Here is a 21,051-nt window from a genome sequence, read left to right as displayed (position 1 = left end):
TCTCTGCGCCCACGCGGGCCTATGCTAAAGTGTTGCTCTCTTCTCAAGCGAATTCCAGCATGCCTACCTCCTTGCCCTCCTCCCTGATCACCACCGCCCTGCTCACCTCCGCCCACGGCGCCGTCGCCGCCCCCATGAGCCTGGACGACTACCTGGCCCTGAACGGCCCCCCGCCCACGGTGCAGATCGCGTACGGCCCCGCGCCGTCGCAATACGCGCAGCTGTTCCGGCCCGACGGCAGCGGACCGTTTCCCGTCGTCGTGCTCGTGCATGGCGGCTGCTGGACGGTGGCCTTCGGCGGCATCCAGCAGATGCGCAACGTGGCCGGCGCCCTCGTCGCGCAAGGCATCGCCGTGTGGAATGTGGAGTACCGGCGCGTGGACGAGCCGGGCGGCGGCTATCCGGGCACCTATGAAGACATGCACGCGGCGCTGGACAGCCTGCAACAGCACGCGCCCCAATACCAGCTGGACGTGAAGCGCATCGTCGCCATGGGCCACTCGGCCGGCGGCCAGCTGGTGCAGTGGATCGCAGGCAGGGAAAAGCTGCCGAAGACCAGCCCCCTGTACCGCGACAAGCTCCTGCCAGTGAAAAATATCGTCAGCCTGGGCGGCCTGGCCGACCTGCGCCATGAAAAGGACTTGATCAAGACCAGCTGCGAGCGCGACATCGCCCAGCTGGCAGGCAGCGCCAGCACCGAGCGCCCCGACATCTACAGCGACACCAACGCCGCCGACCTGATGCCCAACGGCAGCCGCACCGTCTTGATCACAGGCGAGCTCGACACCATCTCCCCGCCCAGAGTCGCGCACGACTATGCAGCCAAGGCAATCAAGGCCGGCGACCATGCGGAAGTACTGATCTTGCCCGGTGCCAGTCATTATGACGAGATTGCTGCGACGTCGAATGCTTGGGGGATGATATTGCCGGTGGTGCGGGGGATGCTGGGGATGGAGGGCGACAAGAGCCAATAAGGCAAGCGATCAATGGATGCGAATACACAGTTTTCAGACCGGGTAATGAAGGTGAACCATGCGGGAGAGCAAGGTGCCATCGGCATTTATACGGGCCAGATCTTCATGGCACGTTGGACGGCAAGCCATATCGTGCAGGAACTGCGCGCCTTCAGGGCGCATGAGCGGGAGCACAGGACAATATTTCACGACGTTCTCAAGCGCCGTGGCTTGCCGCGCTGCCGCAGCTATTACCTGTGTGCGGCCGGAGGCTATGCGCTGGGCATCGTCACGGGACTGTGCGGAGCGCGCGCGATCTCGCTGACCACCGTGGCCGTCGAACGGGTGGTCCTCCAACATCTGCGGCACCAACTCACCATGTTGAGCGAGGACGATGACGCGGTACACGCCATTGCAGCGATACTCAGGGACGAGCAGGAACATCACGACCAGGCATCGATCTACACGCAAGGCAGCGGGATGTTCGGACGCATGCTGAGCGCTGTGGTGTCCGGCGCCACGGAATCGGTGATCTGGCTGGGGATGCGCCTTTAAGCATCACGAAACACGACGATCTGCACCAGTATCAATACTTATGATATCGAGGGCCACAAGATCGCGTTGTATTTACAGGTCTGCGTGCCTGGTGGATTGGCGAGGGAACGCATGCTCAATGAAGGCCGCGAATCTGCCGGCTGAGATTATCCGTTTCTCATTTCAACTGATACTATTGGCCCGGGCGGCAAGCGGCCAGAAGCGGTCATGCGAGTTGTATTCTAAAACCAAAGCCTTGCAAGGAAACACTTGGATTTCACAGAACTTGCTTTTAAGAGGATCGATGGATCCTGGATAAGGACACTCGACTACGTCGATTGGGCAAATGAGTTGCTGGAAAGCGGTTGTGATGCGCCTAGCATTTGGGAACTCGCTGTGTGCCGCTGGGACGACTACGTCGATTCGGATCAAGTTGAACGATTATTTCAGTCATGCATAAACGAACTAAGATTGGAACTCCCGAGTGACTGGTACAGCGCTCTACGTACTTATTCGAGTAGCATTTGTCAAAAGATGCTTCAAGGCTTACTTTTGCCTTGGGTATGCGTGCAAGAAATGCTAACAATTTCTGATGATTACAATGAGCCTTATATCCACTGGATCTGGCTGGATCTCGTAGACGACCTCGATCCAGCAAAAGCTCAAACCGGCTGCATAAAATTTAACGGAGCGCTTGACCTAAATAAACCCGAAGAGTGCATCCAGACAGTCGCTCAGCAATTCGTTTTCCTCTGTTCTGTATCTCTACCTGAAAGATTTCCGTGGATATGGCGCTGCGAAATGTGCCAGGCACTTAGCGAGGAAAACACATTTACGCAAACCAAGACATGCACCTGTACTCGCTGTGGGGGCATCGCCACAATGAAAAATATGCGATTTTTCGAAAATCGAGACGCATTGGTGAAAAGTCTCGACAGCGGCGAAAAGGCCGACGCAAAATGTTGAGCTGTGTCCGCTGTGGGGCGGAACTTGGCAACGACGGCAACCGGCCAGAAGCGGACGGTTGTGCAAACATGCGAGATGTAGCGCATTACAGTCATTCATCAGCTGAGTAGGGTTAGCAATGCAAGAAGAATCAAAAGAAGAAGTTCGCAGGATTTTGCAGGGAGCCTTTGGCAGCCTAAATCTCCATAGTGAGCTTCCATCAAGGGAGTTTTACGCGAGACTAAGCGTTGTTGGGCGTCCTGACGTATGGATACTGATCTATGGCGACTACATGGATTTCTCTTATACGGAAAATTCTTCACCAGCCCCACTCATCACCGAAGTTTTTGTAGTACTTCAGCCTGCACAGATCATCGATTGGTCGCCCGGCCGGCTGGCATGTGTTCAGTACAGGTCAGCTGACGCTAACATGCTATTTCAAGCGATCGATGCATTACTAAAGAAACTATATGGACTTACCGAATACAAACTCGCTGGCTCCCTAGAAAAGTTTGGACGCGCGTAAGTTTGTGGGAAAGATCCATTATGGGGCGGTAACAATCGGCCAAGAGCTGCGTTACGTTTCCTGCCCCCTGAAGCAGGGGGGGGACCGGCGCAGAGAATTTGCCGTGCAAAAGTTGGGCAGATAATATGGAGCAATAATGTGCGGTACTTTTACAGTAATGGGGCATCGATACCGCTGGATGTTGGTCCGCGAGACAGCCGCGTATCCGGCTTTGACCCGTGCACTAATGCTCCCTCATGTGGTCGATGTTCTTAGAATCGCAAGTGAAGATTCAGATTTTAATATCGTTATGCGAATAGACGGCACGGCCTATGTTGGGGACGGGAGCATTCATCTGGGTCCCATTCTCTGCATTGGAGATGTAGCCGTTTTAGCTCGGCCATCGAGATGGCCAACTGATGCTCTGCTGCGATTGCGGCCGAGGATCGCTCGGGTGCGCGAAGGCACGCCCTTTAAGGTTGCCGCTGAGCGAGTCGTTCAGTGGGTCACCAGTTGCGCCTTTAAAGCCGTCAGGGTCAAACCGACTGAGTGTCTCTGGGTAGATTACGAATAGTTCGGGAGTGTCTGCTTCGGGGCGTAAGCAGACCTTCCTCAACCGCAAACTGCCAACGACAGCAAGAACCCGCCCGCGCCTCAATCAAAGGCTCTCCGGGCCCAGCGGGCCTGAAAAATGGCCAGGGCAAGGCGCGCGGGCGAAGACAGTACGCATGTACGGCGAGCCCAAGCAACGCAGCCATGGACATTTTCTCAGGCCCGCGGCTCTGGCCCGCCGTTCAAAACAATACGATCACTGAACACGCGCCAGGTACTGGGCCAGCTGGCCGAAGGTAGCCTTGAACCCCACCTTCATCGACTCAAACCCCTGCTTGAAAGTCTCATGCTGCTCATCCGTGGCCTTGTGCGGCGTCGACCGCAAGGTCATCGTCGTCTTGCCGTTTTCCTCCGTAAGGGTCATGACATTGAACGATTCCAAAGGCCAGGTGGCGCTGACCGGATGCTGCACCGCATTGCCCTGCTTGTCGGCGAATGACAAAATCGACACGATCTTTTCCGGCGCTTCGATCGCCTGGTAGGTGAATTTGCCCCACATCTCATAGCCATTGTCGGCGCGCATGCCGTAATGGAAAATACCGCCCGGCTGCAAATCCAGCGCCAGCACGCTCAATTCGAAGCCGACGGGGCCCCACCATTGGGCCAGGCGCTCCGGCTCCACCCACGACTGGAACACCAGTTCGCGCGGCGCGTCGAAAGTTTGCGTGATGACAAAGTCGCTGCTGTCGCGGTGCTGTCCGTCCTGCTTCTGTTCTGCGGTGGTCATGGCGGTCTCCTCAGGGTGATGGTCTGGCACTAATGTACCAGCGGCGCAGATAAACGGGAAGGCCTGTACGCCTGTCAAACCAGCATGCTAAAATATTAGTTAGATACCTAACCATTAGACGACTCACCTTATGACTTCTATCGAAGAGCGCTTTTCCGCCGCCCTCCACAAGACGGCGCGCGGCTGGCGCCATGCCATCGACCGGCGCCTGAAAGACCTGGACCTGGGGCAAGCAAGCTGGATGTGCATCGCCATGATCGCCAAGTCGCCCCAGCCGCCTTCGCAAAGCGAACTGGCCCATCAATTGGGCGTGGAAAACCCCACCATGGTGTCGATGCTGGATCGGCTCGTGAAATCGGGCTTCGTGCAGCGCCAGCCATCGGAAACGGATCGCCGCGTGAAACTCGTCGTGCTGACCGAGGCGGGCATGCAGGTATATGACACCGTGCGCAAGGAAGCGGATGGTTTCCGCAAGGAACTGCTGCAGGGCATTGATCCCGATCAATTACGGGCCGCCACCGAACTGCTGGAAGCGTTGCAGGCGGCCACGGAGAAATCCGCATGAGTTCGGCCACAGCCGGCGCCGCACCGGCGCTGCCCGCTTCACTAGACCCCAGCCTGAACCGGCGCATGATCACGATTTCGATCATGCTCGCCACCATCATCCAAGCGCTCGACGGCACCATCGCCAACGTCGCCCTGCCCCACATGCAAGGCAGCCTGTCCGCCTCGCAAGACCAGATCACCTGGGTACTCACTTCCTTCATCGTTGCCGCCGCCATCGCCACGCCCCTGACGGGCTGGCTGTGCGACCGTTTCGGCCAGAAGAACACCTTTCTCGTTTCCGTAGCCGGCTTCACGCTCGCTTCCGTGCTGTGCGGCCTGTCGGGCACCCTGTCCGAGATCGTCGCCGCCCGTCTGCTGCAGGGCGTGTTCGGCGCGGCCCTCGTGCCCCTGTCGCAGGCGGTCTTGCTCGACATCAATCCGCGCGAAAAGCACGGCTCGGCCATGGCCATCTGGGGCATGGGCGTGATGATCGGCCCCATCCTGGGACCGACCCTGGGCGGCTGGCTGACGGACAGCTACAGCTGGCGCTGGGTCTTCTTCATCAACATCCCCATCGGCGCCATGGCTTTCTATGGCATCTGGCGCTACATCCGCAAGGACCCGCCGAACCGCCGCATGAACTTTGACATGTTCGGCTTTGCCACCCTGAGCCTGTCCATTGGCGCGCTGCAGATGCTGCTGGACCGGGGCGAGCAGAACGATTGGTTTTCTTCCACGGAAACGTGGATCGAAGCCATCGTGTTGGCCATGAGCTTGTGCTACTTCATCGCCCACACGGCCCTGCGCCCGGCCGGCAAGTCCTTCCTCGACTACCGGTTGCTGAAAAACTCGAACTATGTGAGCGGCTTGCTGTTCATCTTCATCGTCGGCATGGTGCTGTTCGCCACCCGCGCGCTGACGCCGTCGATGCTGCAAGGCTTGATGAACTATCCGGCGGCCATCGCCGGCCTCGTGACGGCGCCCAGCGGCCTGGGCACGATGCTGGCCATGCTGATCGTCGGCAGGCTGACGGGCAAGATCGATACGCGCATCCTGCTGGGCGTGGGCTTTTCGATTACCGCGTTCTCGTTGTGGCAAATGGCCAATTTCACCCTGGACCTGGTGCCGAAGACGGTCGTGTGGAACGGCATCATCCAGGGCATCGGCCTGGGCCTGGTGTTCGTGCCCCTGAGCGCGGCCACGTTCGCCACCCTGTCGCCGCAGATGCGGGCGGAAGGCACGGCCATCTACAGCCTGGTGCGCAATATCGGCAGCAGCATCGGCATCGCCCTCGTGCAAACCTTGTTGGTGCGCAATACGCAGATCGCCCATGCGTCCCTGACGGAACACATCACTATCGCCAACCCGGCCCTGCATGACCCCGGTATTGCCCAGGTGTTCGACCTGGGCACGAGCACGGGCATGGCGGCCCTGAATGGCGAAATCACGCGGCAGGCATCGATGATCGCCTACCTCGACGACTTCTGGCTGATGATGTGGCTAACCATCCTCGTGCTGCCGCTCTTGCTCCTGATCAAACCACCAAAGAAGAATGCGCCCGTCGTGGTCGACCACGCGGCCATGGAATAACCCTCATGCACACACCTATGAAACTCTCCCTGAGCGTCCTGGCGCTAAGTTTGGCCCTGGCCGGCTGCGCCAGCATCCCGCCCGACACGCAACCGTTGCCGCAGCAAGACCTGGCCACGATACAGCTGGCGGCCGACATCCACCTGGCCAGCGAAGGCTGGCCCGCCGCGCTGTGGTGGCGCCAGTTCCAGGACGCCCAGCTGGACCAGCTGATTGAAAGCGCCCTGTCCAGCAGCCCGAACCTGGATGTGGCGAATGCCCGCATCGGCTCGGCCCTGTCCGCGTTCGATGCCCAGCATGCGCAGCGCGGTCCCAGGGTAGACCTGGGCGCGAATGCCAGCCGCCAGCGCTATTCGGGCAATGGCCTGATGCCCGCCCCCATCGGCGGCAATTACTACAACGAGGTGACCGTGGGCGTGCAAGCCCATTACGACCTCGACTGGTGGGGCAAGCACAAGGCGCAGATCGCGGCCAGCCTGGGCGAAGTCAACGCGCGCCGCGCCGAATACGCGATGGCGGAGCAGATGCTGGCCGCCGAGATCGCCCGCCACTACTTCAGCATGCAGAATGGCTGGGCACGCATGGACAACCTGCATGCGCTCGTCAAGCTGCAACAGCAGCTGGTGGTCGACAAGGAAAAGCGCATCGCCAACGGCCTGGGCGTCAGCGACGACCATTTGTCCGCGCAAACGCGTTTGAGCTTGCTGCAACAGCAGATCGCCTTGCTGGAAACGCAGGTCGTCACGGAACGGGAAGCCTTGCGCGCCCTGCTCGGTGCGGATGCCTCGGCCCTGGCCAGCCTGCAGCAGAAAGAGGCCCAGGCGCTGCCGCACGCCCTGCCCGGCAAGCTGGGCATGGAATTGCTGGCGCGCCGGCCCGACTTGCAGGCGGCCCGCTGGCGAGTCCAGGCAGCCATGAGCACGATCGAGGCGGCGCAAGCCTCGTTCTACCCCGATATCGACCTGGGTGCCTCGTTCGGCCTCGATGCGATCAAGCTGGGCAAGCTGCTGCAGTCGGGCAGCCGCACCCTGTTCATCGGCCCGGCCCTGTCGCTGCCCCTGTTCGACAGCGGCCGCCTGCAGGCGCAGCTGGCTGGCGCGCGCAGCGAACGCAATGAATTGATCGCCGACTACAACCAGAACGTCTTCAATGTCGTGCGCGACGTGGCGCAGGCGGGCGCCAGGATGCAGGGCGTGGAAAACCAGCTGCGCCTGCAGCAGGAAAACCTGCGCGCCAGCGAAGCGCAGTTGCGCAATGCGAATGCGCGACTCAAGCAAGGTCTGGCCGACCGCGCCACGCAACTGAATGCGGAAATGACCGTGCGCGGCCAGGTGGACCTGGGTATGCAGCTGCAAAACCAGCGCCAGGACGCGGAAATCAACCTGACCGTGGCCCTGGGCGGCGGCTACCGTGGCAGCAGCGATTTCGCCGCCGGCGCCGACACCGTCACCACCAAACAATAACCAACGATTACGGAACACATCATGAGCAGCGATACCACCTCCACCTCCGCACCTACCGACAACCCGGGCAAGCGCAAGACCGTCCTCATCGCCATCACGGCCGCCTTCCTCGTGGCTGGCGCGGCCTGGGCCGCGTATTACCAGCTGGTGCTGGCCAAGGAAGAAGTCACGGACAATGCCTACGTGGGCGGCAACCTGGTCACCCTGTCCGCGCAAGTGACGGGCAATGTCGACGCCATCCGCGCCGACGAGACGCAAATGGTGAAAGCGGGCGCCCCGCTGATCACCCTCAATGCCATCGATGCGGAGCTGGCCCTGAGCCAGGCCGAGGCACGATTGGGCAACGTCGTGCGCCAGGAGCGCGAACGCTATGCGAACGTGGCGCAGTACGATGCCGTCATCGAGCAGCGCCGCCTGGCCCTGGCCACGGCGCAGGGCAACCTGGCGCGCCGCGCGCCGCTGGCCGCGGACCAGACCATCTCGGGCGAAGACCTGGCCCATGCGAAACAGGCCGTCGACGATGCGAAAGCGGCCTTGACGGTGGCGCAGCGCCAGGCCGAGTCGGCCAAATCGGGCGTTGCCGGCGTCAGCCTGGCCAGCCATCCGGCCGTGCTGTCGGCCAGGGGCGACGTGCTGCAGGCGTGGCTGGCCGTGCGCCGCAATGCCGTGGTCGCGCCCGTTTCGGGCTATGTGGCCAAGCGCAGCGTGCAGCTGGGCACGCACGTGACGGCGGGCACGCCCTTGATGTCCATCGTGCCGCTGGATCAATTATGGGTCGATGCGAACTTCAAGGAGTCCGAATTGCGCAATATCCGTGTGGGTCAGGCGGCCACCATTGAAACGGACTTGTATGGCAGCAAGGTGGTCTACCACGGCAAGGTGCTGGGCATGTCGGCCGGCACGGGCAGCGCGTTTTCCCTGCTGCCGGCGCAAAACGCCACGGGCAACTGGATCAAGGTGGTGCAGCGCGTGCCCGTGCGCATCACGCTCGACCCGAAGGAATTGGCCGCCCACCCGCTGCGCATCGGCCTGTCGACCACGGTGACGGTCGACACCAGCCATGGCGAAGGAGCCACCCTGGACCAGCCGATGGTGGCCAGCACGGTCTACACGACCCAGGCGCTGAGCCAGCCCGTGGATGAGGCGGAGAAGATGGCGGACGCCATCATTGCGCAGAACTTAAGCCACTGACGCCTACTTCGCCTTCCCCGCCGCCGCCACCTGGTCCAGTATATGCTTGGGCACAGCCGCATAGTGTTTGAATTCCATCGTGTAGGTGGCGCGGCCCTGGGTCAGCGAACGCAAGGTTGTCGAGTAACCGAACATTTCCGCCAGCGGCACCAGGGCCTTGACGATGCGTCCCGCGCCGCCGGGAATGTCGTCGACGCCCTGCACCATGCCGCGCCGCGCCGTCAAGTCGCCCATCACGTTACCCATGAACTCTTCCGGCGTTTCCGCCTCCACCTGCATCATCGGTTCCAGCAGCACAGGATGGGCCTTGCGCATGCCATCCTTGAAGGCGATGGAGCCGGCCATGCGGAACGCGTTTTCGTTCGAATCGACGTCGTGGTAGGAGCCGAAGGTCAGCGTCGCCTTGACGTCGACGACCGGATAGCCGGCCAGCACGCCCGACTTCAAGGTTTCGACGATGCCCTTGTCGACGGCCGGGATGAATTCGCGCGGCACCACGCCGCCCTTGATGGCGTCGACGAATTGATAACCGGTGCCTGGCGGCAAGGGTTCCAGCTTGAGCACCACGTGGCCGTACTGGCCCCGTCCGCCCGATTGCTTGACGAACTTGCCTTCGATATCGTCCACCGCGCGCGTGATGGTTTCGCGGTACGCCACCTGCGGCTTGCCGACATTGGCTTCCACGCCGAATTCGCGGCGCATGCGGTCGACCAGAATTTCCAGGTGCAACTCACCCATGCCCGACATGATGGTCTGGCCCGATTCCTCGTCCGTATGCACCCGGAACGACGGGTCTTCCTGCGCCAGGCGGTTCAGGGCGATGCCCATCTTTTCCTGGTCAGGCTTGGTCTTGGGTTCGACCGCCTGGGAAATCACGGGTTCCGGGAAAATCATCTTTTCCAGCACGATGATGTGGTCGATGGCGCACAGGGTGTCGCCCGTGGTCACGGCTTTCAGGCCCACGGCGGCGGCGATGTCGCCCGCATACACTTCCTTGATTTCCTTGCGCTCGTTCGCATGCATCTGCAGGATGCGCCCCAGCCGCTCGCGCGCGCTCTTGGTGGGGTTGTAGACCATGTCGCCCGAGTTCACGACGCCCGAATACACGCGGAAGAAGGTCAGCTGCCCCACGAACGGGTCCGTCATGATCTTGAAGGCCAGGGCCGAAAAATGCTCGTCGTCCGTCGGGTGGCGCTCCACCTCGTTGTCGTGCTCGTCGTGGCCCATGATGGGCGGCACTTCCATCGGCGAGGGCAGATATTCGATGACGGCGTCCAGCATCGCCTGCACGCCCTTGTTCTTGAAGGCGCTGCCGCACAGCATGGGCACGATTTCATTGCGGATGGTGCGCGCGCGCAAGGCCTGCTTCAGCTCCGCTTCCGTGAACGTGTCGCCGTTCAGGTAGCGTTCCGTCATCTCCAGCGTGGCTTCGGCCGCCTGCTCGACCAGGTGCTCGTGCCACTCCTGCGCCTGCGCCAGCAGCTCGGCGGGAATCTCGCCATAGCTGAACTGCACGCCCTGGCTGGCGTCATCCCACGTGATGGCGCGCATTTTCAGCAAGTCGATGACGCCCGTGAAATGCTCTTCCGCGCCGATGGGCAGCTGGATGGGCACGGCCACGCCTTTCAGGCGCTCGGCGATCTGCTTGCGCACACGCAAGAAATCCGCCCCCACCCGATCCATCTTGTTGATGAAGGCGATGCGCGGCACATGGTATTTGTTGGCTTGCCGCCAGACGGTTTCCGACTGCGGCTGCACGCCGCCGACGGCGTCGTAGACCATCACGGCGCCGTCGAGCACGCGCATCGAGCGTTCGACCTCGATCGTGAAATCCACGTGGCCGGGCGTATCGATGATGTTGATGCGGTGTTCGGGGAAGTTGCCGGCCATGCCTTTCCAGAAGGCCGTGGTGGCGGCCGAGGTGATGGTGATGCCCCGTTCCTGCTCCTGCTCCATCCAGTCCATGGTGGCGGCGCCGTTGTGCACTTCGCCGATCTTGTGATTCACCCCGGTGTAGAAAAGGATGCGCTCGGTGGTGGTGGTCTTGCCGGCGTCGATATGGGCGCTGATGCCGATGTTGCGGTAGCGCTCGATAGGTGTTTTGCGGGTCATCACAATCTCCATGGCTAGCCCGGCGCGCCAGTGTCAGCACCGGTTTTCCAGTGTAGCAGACATCGATTTGGGCGGCACGGCGGCAAACCGTTTACCAGGCGCACAACACTGTCGGCCGCGCGCACGGTAGCCGCACGGGGTAAACAAGGTAATCCGCTATACTTTCATAAGTATTAATCTAATAAAGATTAATCAGGATCAAGACGCACGGTAATTTATCGTGTAAGGCGACGCCGCCGGCATGCAGCCCAGGTGCGCACCGAACGACATGCCCCACTCAGCCTATGACTATCCGACTAAGAAAAATAATTCTCTCTTCCCTGCTGGCGTCGCCGGCACTGGCCATGGCCGGCGAACTGGAACAGCAAATGCAGCGTTGCGCCGTGCTCGGTGACGCCAGCGCCCGCCTCGGTTGCTTCGACACCCTGGCCAAGGCGGCGGAAAAGGCCACCATCGCCGCCGGCGGCGATCCCGCCACGGCGGCGGTCACCCTGGCGGCAGCCGCCGAAGTCGCCCCCCTCACGTTTGTCAGCCCGCCTGGCGTGGCCACGCCGGACGCCGTCAACGCCGCCATTCCCGCCATCGCGCAGGCTGGCGCGGCGCCGCCGGAGGCGCCGATTTCGCGCACGCAACAGTCCTGGGAGCTGAACGACGCCTCGAAGCGGGGACTGTTCAACTTCCGCCCGCACCGCGACACCTATCTGTTGCTGGCCAATTACAGCGACGCGTCGAATGACGAACCGTTCCAGGATTTCACGCCGGCAGGCATCAAGAGCCAACACGTGGAATTGACGTTCCAGCTGAGTTTCAAGATGAAGCTGCTGGAAGACATCGCCGGCACGCCTATCGACATGTGGTTCGGCTACACGCAGCAAAGTTTCTGGCAGGCATATAACCGCAAGGCGTCGAGCCCCTTCCGCGAGACCAATTACCAGCCGGAACTGATGCTGGTCATGCCGATCAACAAGAATTTCGCGGGCATCGAATTCAATTACCTGAACTTCGGCCTCGTGCACCAGTCCAACGGCCAGACGTCGACCCTGTCGCGCAGCTGGAACCGCGTGTATGCCGAGCTGGGCATGGAAAAGGATAACCTGGCCGTCGCGGCGCGCGTCTGGCACCGCCTCGACAACAGCGCGGTCGACAATGACAATATCGACATCACCGATTACCTGGGACATGGCGACTTGCGCGTGAGCTACCGCAACAAGGGGCACGAGTACGCCGTGACGGCGCGCCGCAATTTCAGCAAGAAGCATGGCTCCATGCAGGCAAGCTGGGCTTTCCCTTTGAAGGCCAACCTGAAAGGCTATCTGCAACTGTTCTCCGGCTATGGCCAGAGCTTGATCGACTACAACTATTCGCAGAAATCGATCGGTGCCGGTTTCATGGTTGACCTGTAAGCGGCACCTCAATGACAAATGGCGCCGAGGGCGCCATTTTTTATTGCGGAAACGTAAATCTCAACGCCGCCCGCCGCCCAGCACGCGGGCCGGCAGCATGACGATGGCGCGCAGCAATTCGAACACGCCTTCCACGCCGATGCCGATCAAGCGGAATGGCAGCAACAGCAGCCAGGCCAGCGGATACAGCACGAGGGCCAGCAAGGCCAGGGGCCAGCACACCAGCAAGAGCAGCAGCCACAGCACGAATCCCAGCATTGCGTTCCCCCTAAAATGAAATGTGCGGAGCAAGCCGTGCTTGCCCCGCTACCGTGACAGCACTATAGTAAAGCGCCGCGACGGCGGCAACGGCCATGCGATGAACTGCGTGCTGCGGGGATGAACGGTACGAAAACGGGAATGAACGGGGCTTATTGACCGACGCAAATCACTTTCGTGACGTATTCATGCGCATTCGGCTTCTTGCTGGTGGCCCATTTGATGGCCTGGTTGGCATCTTCGATGGTCATGACGGTGGCCTTGTCCTTCGACTTGATGAAGGACACGCCTTCAAACACGCCTTCCTTGCTGCGCATTACCTTGGCAAACACGGGCGGCCTGGTCTCGCCATCGCTGATTTTGTTCTGTTGCACGAGGTAACGCTGATCGATCTGTTCCATGATAGTAAAGCTGTCCAGTGGGTAAAAGACAAAATATACCCTGAATGGACAAACGCCGCAGGATGAAATCGCTGCGGCGTTGCCTTTACATATTAATGATGCTTACGCATACACGGCGCTCTGCGTCACCGGCTGCAAGTTGACGTCATAGATGACCTGCGCGCGGATCGACGCTTCCAGCGAAGGAATCGAGCCGCCCGCGCGGTACTGGAAAGTCACCTGCAGCACGTCGCCCGCCTTCACGGCGATCGGCGTGGCCAGCGGCAAGCACATGTAGTGGTTCAGCCAGTCGATGGTGGTCGAACGCTCGGGCACGACGGCCAGGATGTTCTTGGTGACGAAACGCAAGGCGTTCAGGGTGCCGCTGCGCTCGACGACAAACTTGCCGTCGAAGCCGAACACGCTGTCCGTCGGCTGGCTGAAGTCGATGATGCTGTAGACGGAAGGCGGCGCCAGTTCCTGTACGCCAGGGTGGATGGCCGTGGTTTCCTGGAATTGCACGATGGGCGCATAAAACCCTTCGAAATCGTATTCCTGCTGCATCGGCTGCACGGCCATGATGACGGCTTCGGGCAGGAAGATGGGCAGCGGACCGCCAAAACGGGCCAGGTAGCGGCGCTTGAACGATTCGATCACTTCCACCTGCTTTTCGCGCAGCATGCCGACATGGATCATTTCGCAGATGACCACGTCGACGGGCTCGGGCGGCAGGTATTCGAAGGCGTCCGCGTGGACGACTTCGACTTTTTCACCGTTGGGATTGAGCGCCAGCATCTTGCGCGCTTCCTTGACCATGTCCGGATTGAACTCCACGCACCACACCTTGTCGGCGCGCGCGGCCGCAAACCACGACAGCACGCCCGTGCCGCCGCCCAGCTCCAGCACCTTCATGCCGGGTTTTACCGCGTAATCGATCGCCGACTTGAACCCGTGCATGCGGTTCTGGTCCATCAACATATTGTGGTGGTAATGGACGGGGATAAATTGCCCCAGGTAACAACTCTCGATTTCTCGTTCATTCAGCATGTCTGTCCTCTTGGAGTCTGGCTCCGATGGCCGATCGGTTTTGTCATTCCAGAAAGCAGTGATATCGCACGGGCTGCGCGAGGGGCGGCGACAATACAGCCGGCGCCTGACGGTGATGTGATGACCCATGCGAGGTATCTCCTGATTAATGCGACACGATCATTATCGTTAATCGGTAGGGAGAACAAAGGGCTGAGGTGAGAGGCAATTCCATGCCAGTTTCAGCGCTGGCATGGAAAGTATTGAAATTAAAACATCACTTGCGGGCTGCGCGCGCCTTCTGTGCCGCTTCGATGATGGCGACCACGCCGGGCTTGTCGCCCGCCTGGGCAAACTGCACGGCCGTCCAGCCATGGTCGCTCTTCAGGCTGGCATCCGCGCCCCAGGACAGCAGCAGCTTGACGGCGCCCTCCTGCCCTTCACGGGCGGCAAACATCAGCGGCGTGACGCTTGCGGGCGCGCGCGCATCGACCACGGCGTCGCGGTCGAGCAATATCTTCATGATGGGCAAGTCGCCGGCCGAGGCCGCATAGTGCAGCGCCGTCCAGCCGCTCTGGTTGACCTTGGCACCCTTGGCCAGCAAGGCGTTCACGGCGTCCTGCTTGTGCTTGTAGGCTGCCATCATCAGCGCCGTGTTTCCGTTGGCCGAACGGGCTTCGATATCGATGCCAGGCGAATCGAGCAATACCTGGAACACCCGGTCCGCATCGTCGCGCAAGGCCAGCACGAGGGGAATGTCGCCCCGCTGGGCGTCAGGCTGGTTCGGATTCATGCCGTCAAGCAGCATGCTGCGCACGCCGCTGACATTGTTGACGGACACGGCGCGGAAGAAAGCATCGGGTTCCGGCGCCGCGTGGCTGCCCGCCGCGCAGCACAGCAGCATCGCCAACGCGAGTTTTTTCATCATGTCTGACCTTAAGAAGTTACGGCAACTGATTGAATAACTTAAAGAAATTATCCGTCGTCTGGCGCGCCACCTGGTCCAGCGGGATGCCTTTCAAGGTCGACAGGTATTCCGCCACGTGGGCTACATAACCAGGTTCGTTCATGCGGCCGCGGAACGGCACGGGCGCCAGATACGGCGAATCCGTCTCGATGAGGATGCGCTCGAGCGGCACTTCCAGGGCCACGGCCTGCAAGTCTTTCGCGCTCTTGAACGTGACGATGCCGGAAAAGGAAATATAGAAGCCCATGTCGATGGCGGCGCGCGCCACTTCCAAGGATTCCGTAAAGCAATGCATGACGCCGGCCACGCCGCCGTCCGACACGCCCGCACCCTCTTCGCGCATGATGCGTATGGTGTCTTCGCTGGCCGCTCTTGTGTGAATAATCAAGGGCTTGCGCGTGATTCTTGAAGCTTTGATGTGAGTGCGGAAACGCTCGCGCTGCCACTCCAGGTCGCCCGTCAGACGGAAATAGTCGAGGCCCGTCTCGCCGATGGCGATGATCTTCGGATGGTCGGCCAGACGGACCAGGTCTTCCACGGACGGTTCAGGCGTGTCCTCGTAGTCGGGATGCACGCCGACGGATGCAAAGATATGCGGATACTGCTCGGCCAGGGCCAGCACCTGTGGAAAGTCCGGCAAGTCGACGGACACGCACAGCGCGTGCGTCACCTTGTTCTCAGCCATCTTGGCCAGGATCTCGGGCATGCGAGCAGCCAGCTCGGGGAAATTGATATGGCAATGGGAATCGATATACATAAGGCGGGATTGTACCGGAGCACGGGAAAACTGGCAGGGGGAAGGTGCAAATCCCTACTGCCGCTGACTGCTCCCGCGTGGTTCGCCTATTGCCCCTGCGGCGGCTGCCACAGCTCCACCTTGTTGCCTTCGGGATCGATGACCCAGCCGAACTGGCCATATTCGGAATCGGGCGCCTTTTCCAGCACGTTGCAGCCCTCGTCGCGCAGGGCTTGCAGCAGCGCGTCGAGGTTGTCGACGCGGTAGTTGATCATGAAGGAGGCCTTGCCGGGCGCGAATTGCTCGCTGTCCTTGGCCGCGACGGACCAGATGGTGGTGCCGCCAGTGGGCTTGCCATCGGCGTCCGTCCAGGTGAAGGCTGCGCCGCCCCAAGGCTGCACGTCCAGGCCCAGGTGGCGCTGGTACCAGGCGCGCAGCGCAGCCGGGTCTTGCGCGTGGAAAAAGATGCCGCCGATGCCAGTGACTCGCTTCATTTGACGCCTCCGGTGCGGCGCTGCCGCGTGGTTTGCAAGGATGACTGACTGTAACACCGCGTTCCCGGCATGGCAAACGGACCCGGCCTGGGGAAGCGGCCAGCCTTGACTGGCATGGCTAGGCAAAAATATTATCAAGATGTATAGTGGCTTGCCGGAGTGCAACCATGGGGTTGCGCGCGGAACCGTGGAGAGTGTTCATGCTGAAAGTTGCCGGCCCTTTGATACTGCTGGCCTGCCTGGCCCTGACAGCGCATGCGCAAGACAAGCGCGATGCGCCGAAGGCCATCCCCGATGCCGGACTGTGCCAGCCCGTCTGCGCCTCGGCGCGCCAGGATTGCCGCGCACAAGCGCAAGGCGCCACGGAAAACGATACCAGCCCCATGCTGCTGCTGAAGCCGAGCAGCAATCCCTACGTTGCCGCTGGCAAAGAAGCCGGCGCCCAGTCGCAGCAGTTGCGCCCGACCGAAGCCGAAGCCTTCCGCGCGCGGCGCGCCGAGCGCCAGCAAGCGTGCGAAGTGCAGTACCGCAGTTGCACGCGCACCTGCGGCTAAGTCATTCCAAACCGGCAAAAAAGCGCGCAATCCGGATTAACTTGGCAGCGCAAGTGTTTGATTTTATTGGCAACTAGATGCGTAGTCGAGCAGCATGTCTTCCAGGAACAGCTTGGGCGACAGCGGATGCTCGGCAATCGCCCGGCGTTCGTTGGCAGCCTTGATGGCGGCCATCAAACGGCTCACGTTGATGCGTCCCGCCAAGGCTTCCAGTTCGCGCCGGTGGCGCGGGTAGTAGCGAATGGTGCCGGACAGCTTGACTGAAAACACGTCGTACAGCCAGCGCTGGAGTGATGCCACGAGCGGCGCCAGCGGAGACTTCTGCAATTTATCGGCCGCTTTCAGGGCCGCTTCCACGCCAGGGTTAGCCAAGACTTGCAACAATTGTTCCGTCTCTTCGCGGCCACCCGATTCGGACTGGGCCAGTGCGGCCAGCGGCGCGCCGCCCTGCTCGCGCAGCCAGCTGTCCGCATCGTTCAAGCCTTGTTGCTTGAGCCACGTTAAGGCTTGCTCATGGCTGGGCATCGGCAAGGCAAATTTCCTGCAGCGCGACAATATCGTCGGCAGCAGGCGGTCCAGGCTGTTCGATGCCAACAGGAACAAGGTGCCCGGCGGCGGCTCTTCCAGCGTCTTCAGCAAGGCATTCGAGGCGGGCGTGTTCAGCGCCTCGGCCGGGTACAGCACCACCACGCGCAAGCCCTGGCGGTGCGTGGAGATGTTCATGAAGTCGGCCAGGTTGCGGATCTGCTCGATCTTGATGTCTTTCGACGGCGTCTTGGTCTTGGCGCTTTTCTTCGCGCCTTCGCCCTCTTCGCCGTCGTCCGCCACGTCGTCTTCCAGCGCTTCCGGACGGACCCGGCGGTAATCGGGATGGTTGCCCTGGCTAAACCAGCCGCACGAGGCGCAGGCGCCGCAGGCATGGCCGTCGGCGCGCACGTCTTCGCACAGCAATGCCTGCGCGAAATGCTCGATGAAGTCGGCCTTGCCGATGCCCTGCGCGCCATGGAACAGGATGGCGTGCGGCATGCGCGGGCGCAAGGCTTGCAATTGCTGCCAAGCGTCCTGCTGCCACGGATAGAGAGAATTCGTCATTTTATTCTTTTCAAATCAACACGTTGCGATGCTTTTCTCAAGTAACACATCAAGCAGCTGCGCCAGTTGTACTTGAATATCGGCAATGCTTTGCGTGGAATCGATGATGCGGAAACGCTGCGGGAACTGGGCCGCGCGGCGCAGATACTCGTTGCGCGTGGCGGCGAAGAAGTCGGCCTGCTCCTGCTCGAACTTGTCGAGCGCACGCGTGGCGTCCAGGCGGGCACGGGCGACGGCCAAGGGCACGTCGAACAGGAACGTCAGGTCCGGCTGCAGGTGCGGGTGCACCCACGCTTCCAGTTGCTCCATCTTGCGCAAATCCATGCCGCGCCCGCCGCCCTGGTAGGCGAAGCTGGCATCGCTGAAGCGGTCGGAAATGACCCATTCGCCGCGCTCGAGCGCGGGCGCGATGACTTGCGCGATGTGTTCGCGGCGGCTGGCGAACATCAGCAAGGCTTCCGTTTCCAGGTGCATCTTTTCATGCAGCAGCAGTTCGCGCAGCTTTTCGCCCAGGCTGGTGCCGCCCGGTTCGCGCGACGAGACGAGAGTCACGCCCCGCTGCTGCAGGTAGTCGGTGACAAAGCCGATATGCGTCGACTTGCCCGCGCCATCGATGCCTTCGAAGGTGATGAAACGGGGTTGATAGTGTGGTGTCATGAAGCTTCTAGTTTGAAATAATTAACGCTGGTATTGATTCACGGCGCGGTTATGGTCGGGCAAGTTGGCCGAGAACTGGCTGGTGCCGTCGCCGCGCGCGACGAAATACAGCGCCTGCGTGCGGGCCGGCGCCAGCGCCGCCGTCAGCGATTGCGCGCCAGCCAGGGCGATCGGCGTGGGCGGCAGGCCGCCGCGCGTGTAGGTATTGTACGGGGTGTCCGCTTCCAGGTCGCGTTTGCGGATCTTGCCCTGGTAGTTGTCGCCCATGCCATAGATCACGGTCGGGTCCGTCTGCAGCAGCATGCCTGTCTTCAGGCGGTTGACGAACACGCCGGCGATCATGGCGCGCTCGGACTTTTGTCCCGTTTCCTTTTCCACGATGGAGGCCATGATCAGCGCCTCGTACGGGTTTTTATACGGCAAGGCCGGATCGCGCTTGTCCCACGCTTCGGACAGGCGGCCGATCATGGCCGCGTGCGCCTGCCTGAAAATCTGCATTTCGCTGGCGCCCTTGGCGAACAGATACGTATCCGGGAAGAACAAGCCCTCCGGCAACACATATTCCGGGCTGATTTTCGCCATCAGTTCCTTGTCGGACAGGCCCGCGGTATCGTGCTTGAGACCGGCATGGTTGGCCATGGCCATGCGCATCTGCTTGAAGGTCCAGCCTTCGATGATGGTCAGCGACTCTTGCGCGAACTCGCCGCGCGCCAGTTGCGTGATCAAACGCTGCGGCGTGGTGCCCGGTTTCAATTCGTAGGAACCGGCCTTGATCTTCGACGTCTTGCCTTCGATGCGCGCCAGCATGTTGAACAGAATGGGCACGATGGGCACGCCCGCGTCCGCGATCTGCTGGCCGGCCGCATGCGCGCCGCTGCCCGGGCTGATCGTAAACGGAATCGCGTCGCCGTCCGTGGTGATGGGCTGCTGCGCCCAGTACACAAAAGTACCACCGACGCCGATGGCGGCGATGACCGAGCTGACTACAAGTTTTTTAAAGAAAGCCATTGTTCCGATTCTTGTGATGCGGGCGCTGATGGCCAACGTCCGCTTGTTATGATCGTTCATTTGTGAAGCAAGTGCGCGCAAAGCGGCGCCAACACTGGCAATCTTGCCGCTGCCGACGCAATCTGCCCGACATCACTATAATGAACCCGTAATGATAATGCTTAATCGCTGATCTAATGGAAATTATGAATAACTGGAATCAATTTTTAACCGCACAAGGCGCCCGCCCCGTTGCCGCCGATGGCGCGCCTGACAGCACCGCCCCCATCGCCACCGCCCCTATCGCCGACTTCGGCCAGTCCCTGACAGTGTCCCAACTGCAAGAAGGTTTTGTCGCGGCCATCACGGACCAGGGCTTGATCGGCTTGAACGGCGACGAGGCAGCCAGTTTCCTGCACGGCCAGCTGACCAACGACGTGGAGCACCTGAGCCCGGAGCAAGTGCGCCTGGCCGGCTACTGCACGCCGAAAGGCCGGCTGCTGGCCAGTTTCCTGATGTGGCGCAACGCCACCACCATTTATCTGCAATTGCCGCGCGCCATACAGCCAGCCATCCAGAAGCGGCTGCAGATGTTCGTGCTGCGCGCCAAGGCCAAGCTGCACGATGCCTCCGGCGACGAAGCGAACCAGGTCGTGCTGGGCCTGGGCGGCAAGCACGCCAACGCGGCCCTGTCCGCCTGGTTCCCCGTCCTGCCCGCCACGCCGTTCAGCAAGGTCGAACACGCGTCCGGCACCCTGCTGCGCGTGGCCGACGCCTTCGGCAGCCCCCGCTATGAATGGCTGACGTCGGCCGCCACGGCGCGCGACGCGTGGACGCCATTGACGACGCAGCTGGCCAAGGGCGGCAATGACGCCTGGCATTTGTCGGACATCCACGCGGGCATCCCGCAGATCACGGCCGCCACGCAAGAGCAATTCGTGCCGCAAATGGTCAATTTCGAGCTGCTGGGCGGCGTCAATTTCAAGAAAGGCTGCTACCCGGGCCAGGAAATCGTCGCGCGCAGCCAGTATCTGGGCAAGCTCAAGCGCCGCACCACCCTCGTCAGCATCGCTGACGCAAGCGTCGCCGCCGGTGGCGAACTGTTTGCCGTCAGCGACCCCGAGCAGCCTTGCGGCATGGTCGTCAACGCGGCGCCCAACGGCGACGGCGGCATCGACGCCCTCGTCGAAATGAAGCTGGGGGCGATCGAAGAAGGTTCAAGCGCCGCCGGCGCCGTACGCTACGGCTCGGCCCAGGGCGCCGCCGTGCAGTTCCTGTCCATGCCTTACGTGCTCGACGCACTCGACTTGTGAGAATGC

At 61.3% G+C, this 21,051-nt stretch carries 22 protein-coding genes; 11 read left to right on the top strand and 11 right to left on the bottom strand.

The genetic code is table 11. The annotated features are described in order from the left end of the window. The first annotated feature begins 59 nt into the window (after positions 1–59). The 4 genes from OX459_RS10255 (at position 60) to OX459_RS10240 (ending at position 2,958) form a co-directional block, all read left to right on the top strand. The gene (locus tag OX459_RS10255; protein WP_289904913.1) at positions 60–974 is read left to right on the top strand and encodes an alpha/beta hydrolase; all 915 of its coding nucleotides are present in this window, start codon (positions 60–62) and stop codon (positions 972–974) included. Between the two features lie 12 nt (positions 975–986). Beyond that, positions 987–1,508: a demethoxyubiquinone hydroxylase family protein gene (locus OX459_RS10250; protein WP_289904912.1), complete on the top strand. Its 522-nt coding sequence runs from the start codon at positions 987–989 to the stop codon at positions 1,506–1,508. 249 nt (positions 1,509–1,757) lie between these two features. After that, positions 1,758–2,453: a hypothetical protein gene (locus OX459_RS10245; protein WP_289904911.1), complete on the top strand. Its 696-nt coding sequence runs from the start codon at positions 1,758–1,760 to the stop codon at positions 2,451–2,453. A 118-nt stretch (positions 2,454–2,571) separates the two neighbouring features. Continuing rightward, on the top strand, positions 2,572–2,958 hold the full coding sequence (locus tag OX459_RS10240; protein ID WP_289904910.1) for a hypothetical protein: 387 nt from the start codon (positions 2,572–2,574) through the stop codon (positions 2,956–2,958). Positions 2,959–3,745: 787 nt separating this feature from the next. Here the strand turns inward: OX459_RS10240 and OX459_RS10235 are convergent. Then, positions 3,746–4,276, bottom strand: coding sequence for an SRPBCC domain-containing protein (locus OX459_RS10235; RefSeq protein ID WP_289904909.1), 531 nt, complete (start codon positions 4,274–4,276; stop codon positions 3,746–3,748). A gap of 130 nt (positions 4,277–4,406) precedes the next feature. Between OX459_RS10235 and OX459_RS10230 the strand changes: the two genes are divergently transcribed. Genes OX459_RS10230 through OX459_RS10215 form a run of 4 tightly spaced genes read left to right on the top strand, consistent with a single transcriptional unit; the run spans position 4,407 to position 9,066 of the window. Further along, positions 4,407–4,841: a MarR family transcriptional regulator gene (locus OX459_RS10230; protein ID WP_152280889.1), complete on the top strand. Its 435-nt coding sequence runs from the start codon at positions 4,407–4,409 to the stop codon at positions 4,839–4,841. Beyond that, the gene (locus OX459_RS10225; protein ID WP_289904908.1) at positions 4,838–6,412 is read left to right on the top strand and encodes a DHA2 family efflux MFS transporter permease subunit; all 1,575 of its coding nucleotides are present in this window, start codon (positions 4,838–4,840) and stop codon (positions 6,410–6,412) included. The genes OX459_RS10230 and OX459_RS10225 overlap by 4 nt, the downstream gene beginning before the upstream one ends. A 17-nt stretch (positions 6,413–6,429) precedes the next feature. After that, positions 6,430–7,875, top strand: a complete 1,446-nt coding sequence (locus tag OX459_RS10220) for an efflux transporter outer membrane subunit (protein WP_289904907.1) — start codon at positions 6,430–6,432, stop codon at positions 7,873–7,875. A 21-nt stretch (positions 7,876–7,896) separates the two neighbouring features. Next, positions 7,897–9,066: an HlyD family efflux transporter periplasmic adaptor subunit gene (locus OX459_RS10215; RefSeq protein WP_289904906.1), complete on the top strand. Its 1,170-nt coding sequence runs from the start codon at positions 7,897–7,899 to the stop codon at positions 9,064–9,066. A gap of 3 nt (positions 9,067–9,069) precedes the next feature. On the opposite strand, the gene fusA is transcribed toward OX459_RS10215, so the two are convergent. Continuing rightward, positions 9,070–11,178, bottom strand: a complete 2,109-nt coding sequence (gene fusA, locus OX459_RS10210) for an elongation factor G (RefSeq protein WP_289904905.1) — start codon at positions 11,176–11,178, stop codon at positions 9,070–9,072. Positions 11,179–11,462: 284 nt separating this feature from the next. Between fusA and OX459_RS10205 the strand changes: the two genes are divergently transcribed. After that, positions 11,463–12,581: a phospholipase A gene (locus OX459_RS10205; RefSeq protein ID WP_251348638.1), complete on the top strand. Its 1,119-nt coding sequence runs from the start codon at positions 11,463–11,465 to the stop codon at positions 12,579–12,581. Positions 12,582–12,641: 60 nt separating this feature from the next. Here the strand turns inward: OX459_RS10205 and OX459_RS10200 are convergent, their stop codons facing one another. The 6 genes from OX459_RS10200 to OX459_RS10175 all read right to left on the bottom strand — a co-directional run bounded on the left by OX459_RS10200 (position 12,642) and on the right by OX459_RS10175 (position 16,442). Continuing rightward, entirely contained in the window at positions 12,642–12,839 is a 198-nt protein-coding gene (locus OX459_RS10200) for a hypothetical protein (protein WP_034784591.1), read from the bottom strand. 152 nt (positions 12,840–12,991) lie between these two features. Further along, entirely contained in the window at positions 12,992–13,240 is a 249-nt protein-coding gene (locus OX459_RS10195) for a hypothetical protein (protein WP_092708370.1), read from the bottom strand. Positions 13,241–13,342: 102 nt separating this feature from the next. Next, the gene (locus OX459_RS10190) at positions 13,343–14,266 is read right to left on the bottom strand and encodes a methyltransferase domain-containing protein (protein WP_289904904.1); all 924 of its coding nucleotides are present in this window, start codon (positions 14,264–14,266) and stop codon (positions 13,343–13,345) included. Positions 14,267–14,522: 256 nt separating this feature from the next. Next, on the bottom strand, positions 14,523–15,173 hold the full coding sequence (locus OX459_RS10185; RefSeq protein WP_289904903.1) for an ankyrin repeat domain-containing protein: 651 nt from the start codon (positions 15,171–15,173) through the stop codon (positions 14,523–14,525). 16 nt (positions 15,174–15,189) lie between these two features. Further along, a complete protein-coding gene (locus tag OX459_RS10180) occupies positions 15,190–15,969 on the bottom strand; it encodes a TatD family hydrolase (RefSeq protein ID WP_077404693.1) in 780 nt (259 codons plus the stop codon). Between the two features lie 86 nt (positions 15,970–16,055). Then, positions 16,056–16,442, bottom strand: a complete 387-nt coding sequence (locus OX459_RS10175; protein WP_289904902.1) for a VOC family protein — start codon at positions 16,440–16,442, stop codon at positions 16,056–16,058. 200 nt (positions 16,443–16,642) lie between these two features. Between OX459_RS10175 and OX459_RS10170 the strand changes: the two genes are divergently transcribed. After that, the gene (locus OX459_RS10170; protein ID WP_289904901.1) at positions 16,643–16,996 is read left to right on the top strand and encodes a hypothetical protein; all 354 of its coding nucleotides are present in this window, start codon (positions 16,643–16,645) and stop codon (positions 16,994–16,996) included. A gap of 63 nt (positions 16,997–17,059) precedes the next feature. Here OX459_RS10170 and OX459_RS10165 read toward each other — a convergent pair whose 3' ends face one another. Genes OX459_RS10165 through mltG form a run of 3 tightly spaced genes read right to left on the bottom strand, consistent with a single transcriptional unit; the run spans position 17,060 to position 19,753 of the window. Continuing rightward, entirely contained in the window at positions 17,060–18,088 is a 1,029-nt protein-coding gene (locus tag OX459_RS10165) for a DNA polymerase III subunit delta' (RefSeq protein WP_289904900.1), read from the bottom strand. Positions 18,089–18,103: 15 nt separating this feature from the next. After that, positions 18,104–18,745: a dTMP kinase gene (gene tmk / locus OX459_RS10160; protein WP_251348633.1), complete on the bottom strand. Its 642-nt coding sequence runs from the start codon at positions 18,743–18,745 to the stop codon at positions 18,104–18,106. Between the two features lie 21 nt (positions 18,746–18,766). Continuing rightward, on the bottom strand, positions 18,767–19,753 hold the full coding sequence (mltG, locus tag OX459_RS10155; protein WP_289904899.1) for an endolytic transglycosylase MltG: 987 nt from the start codon (positions 19,751–19,753) through the stop codon (positions 18,767–18,769). A 176-nt stretch (positions 19,754–19,929) separates the two neighbouring features. Between mltG and OX459_RS10150 the strand changes: the two genes are divergently transcribed. Then, positions 19,930–21,045, top strand: coding sequence for a folate-binding protein (locus OX459_RS10150; protein ID WP_289904898.1), 1,116 nt, complete (start codon positions 19,930–19,932; stop codon positions 21,043–21,045). Positions 21,046–21,051: the final 6 nt, after the last annotated feature.

It is taken from the genome of Janthinobacterium sp. SUN026, assembly GCF_030397625.1.
GTDB lineage: Bacteria > Pseudomonadota > Gammaproteobacteria > Burkholderiales > Burkholderiaceae_D > Janthinobacterium > Janthinobacterium kumbetense.
The sequence above is the reverse complement of the archived record's forward strand: the minus strand, read 5'-3'. Positions and strand labels throughout refer to the sequence as shown.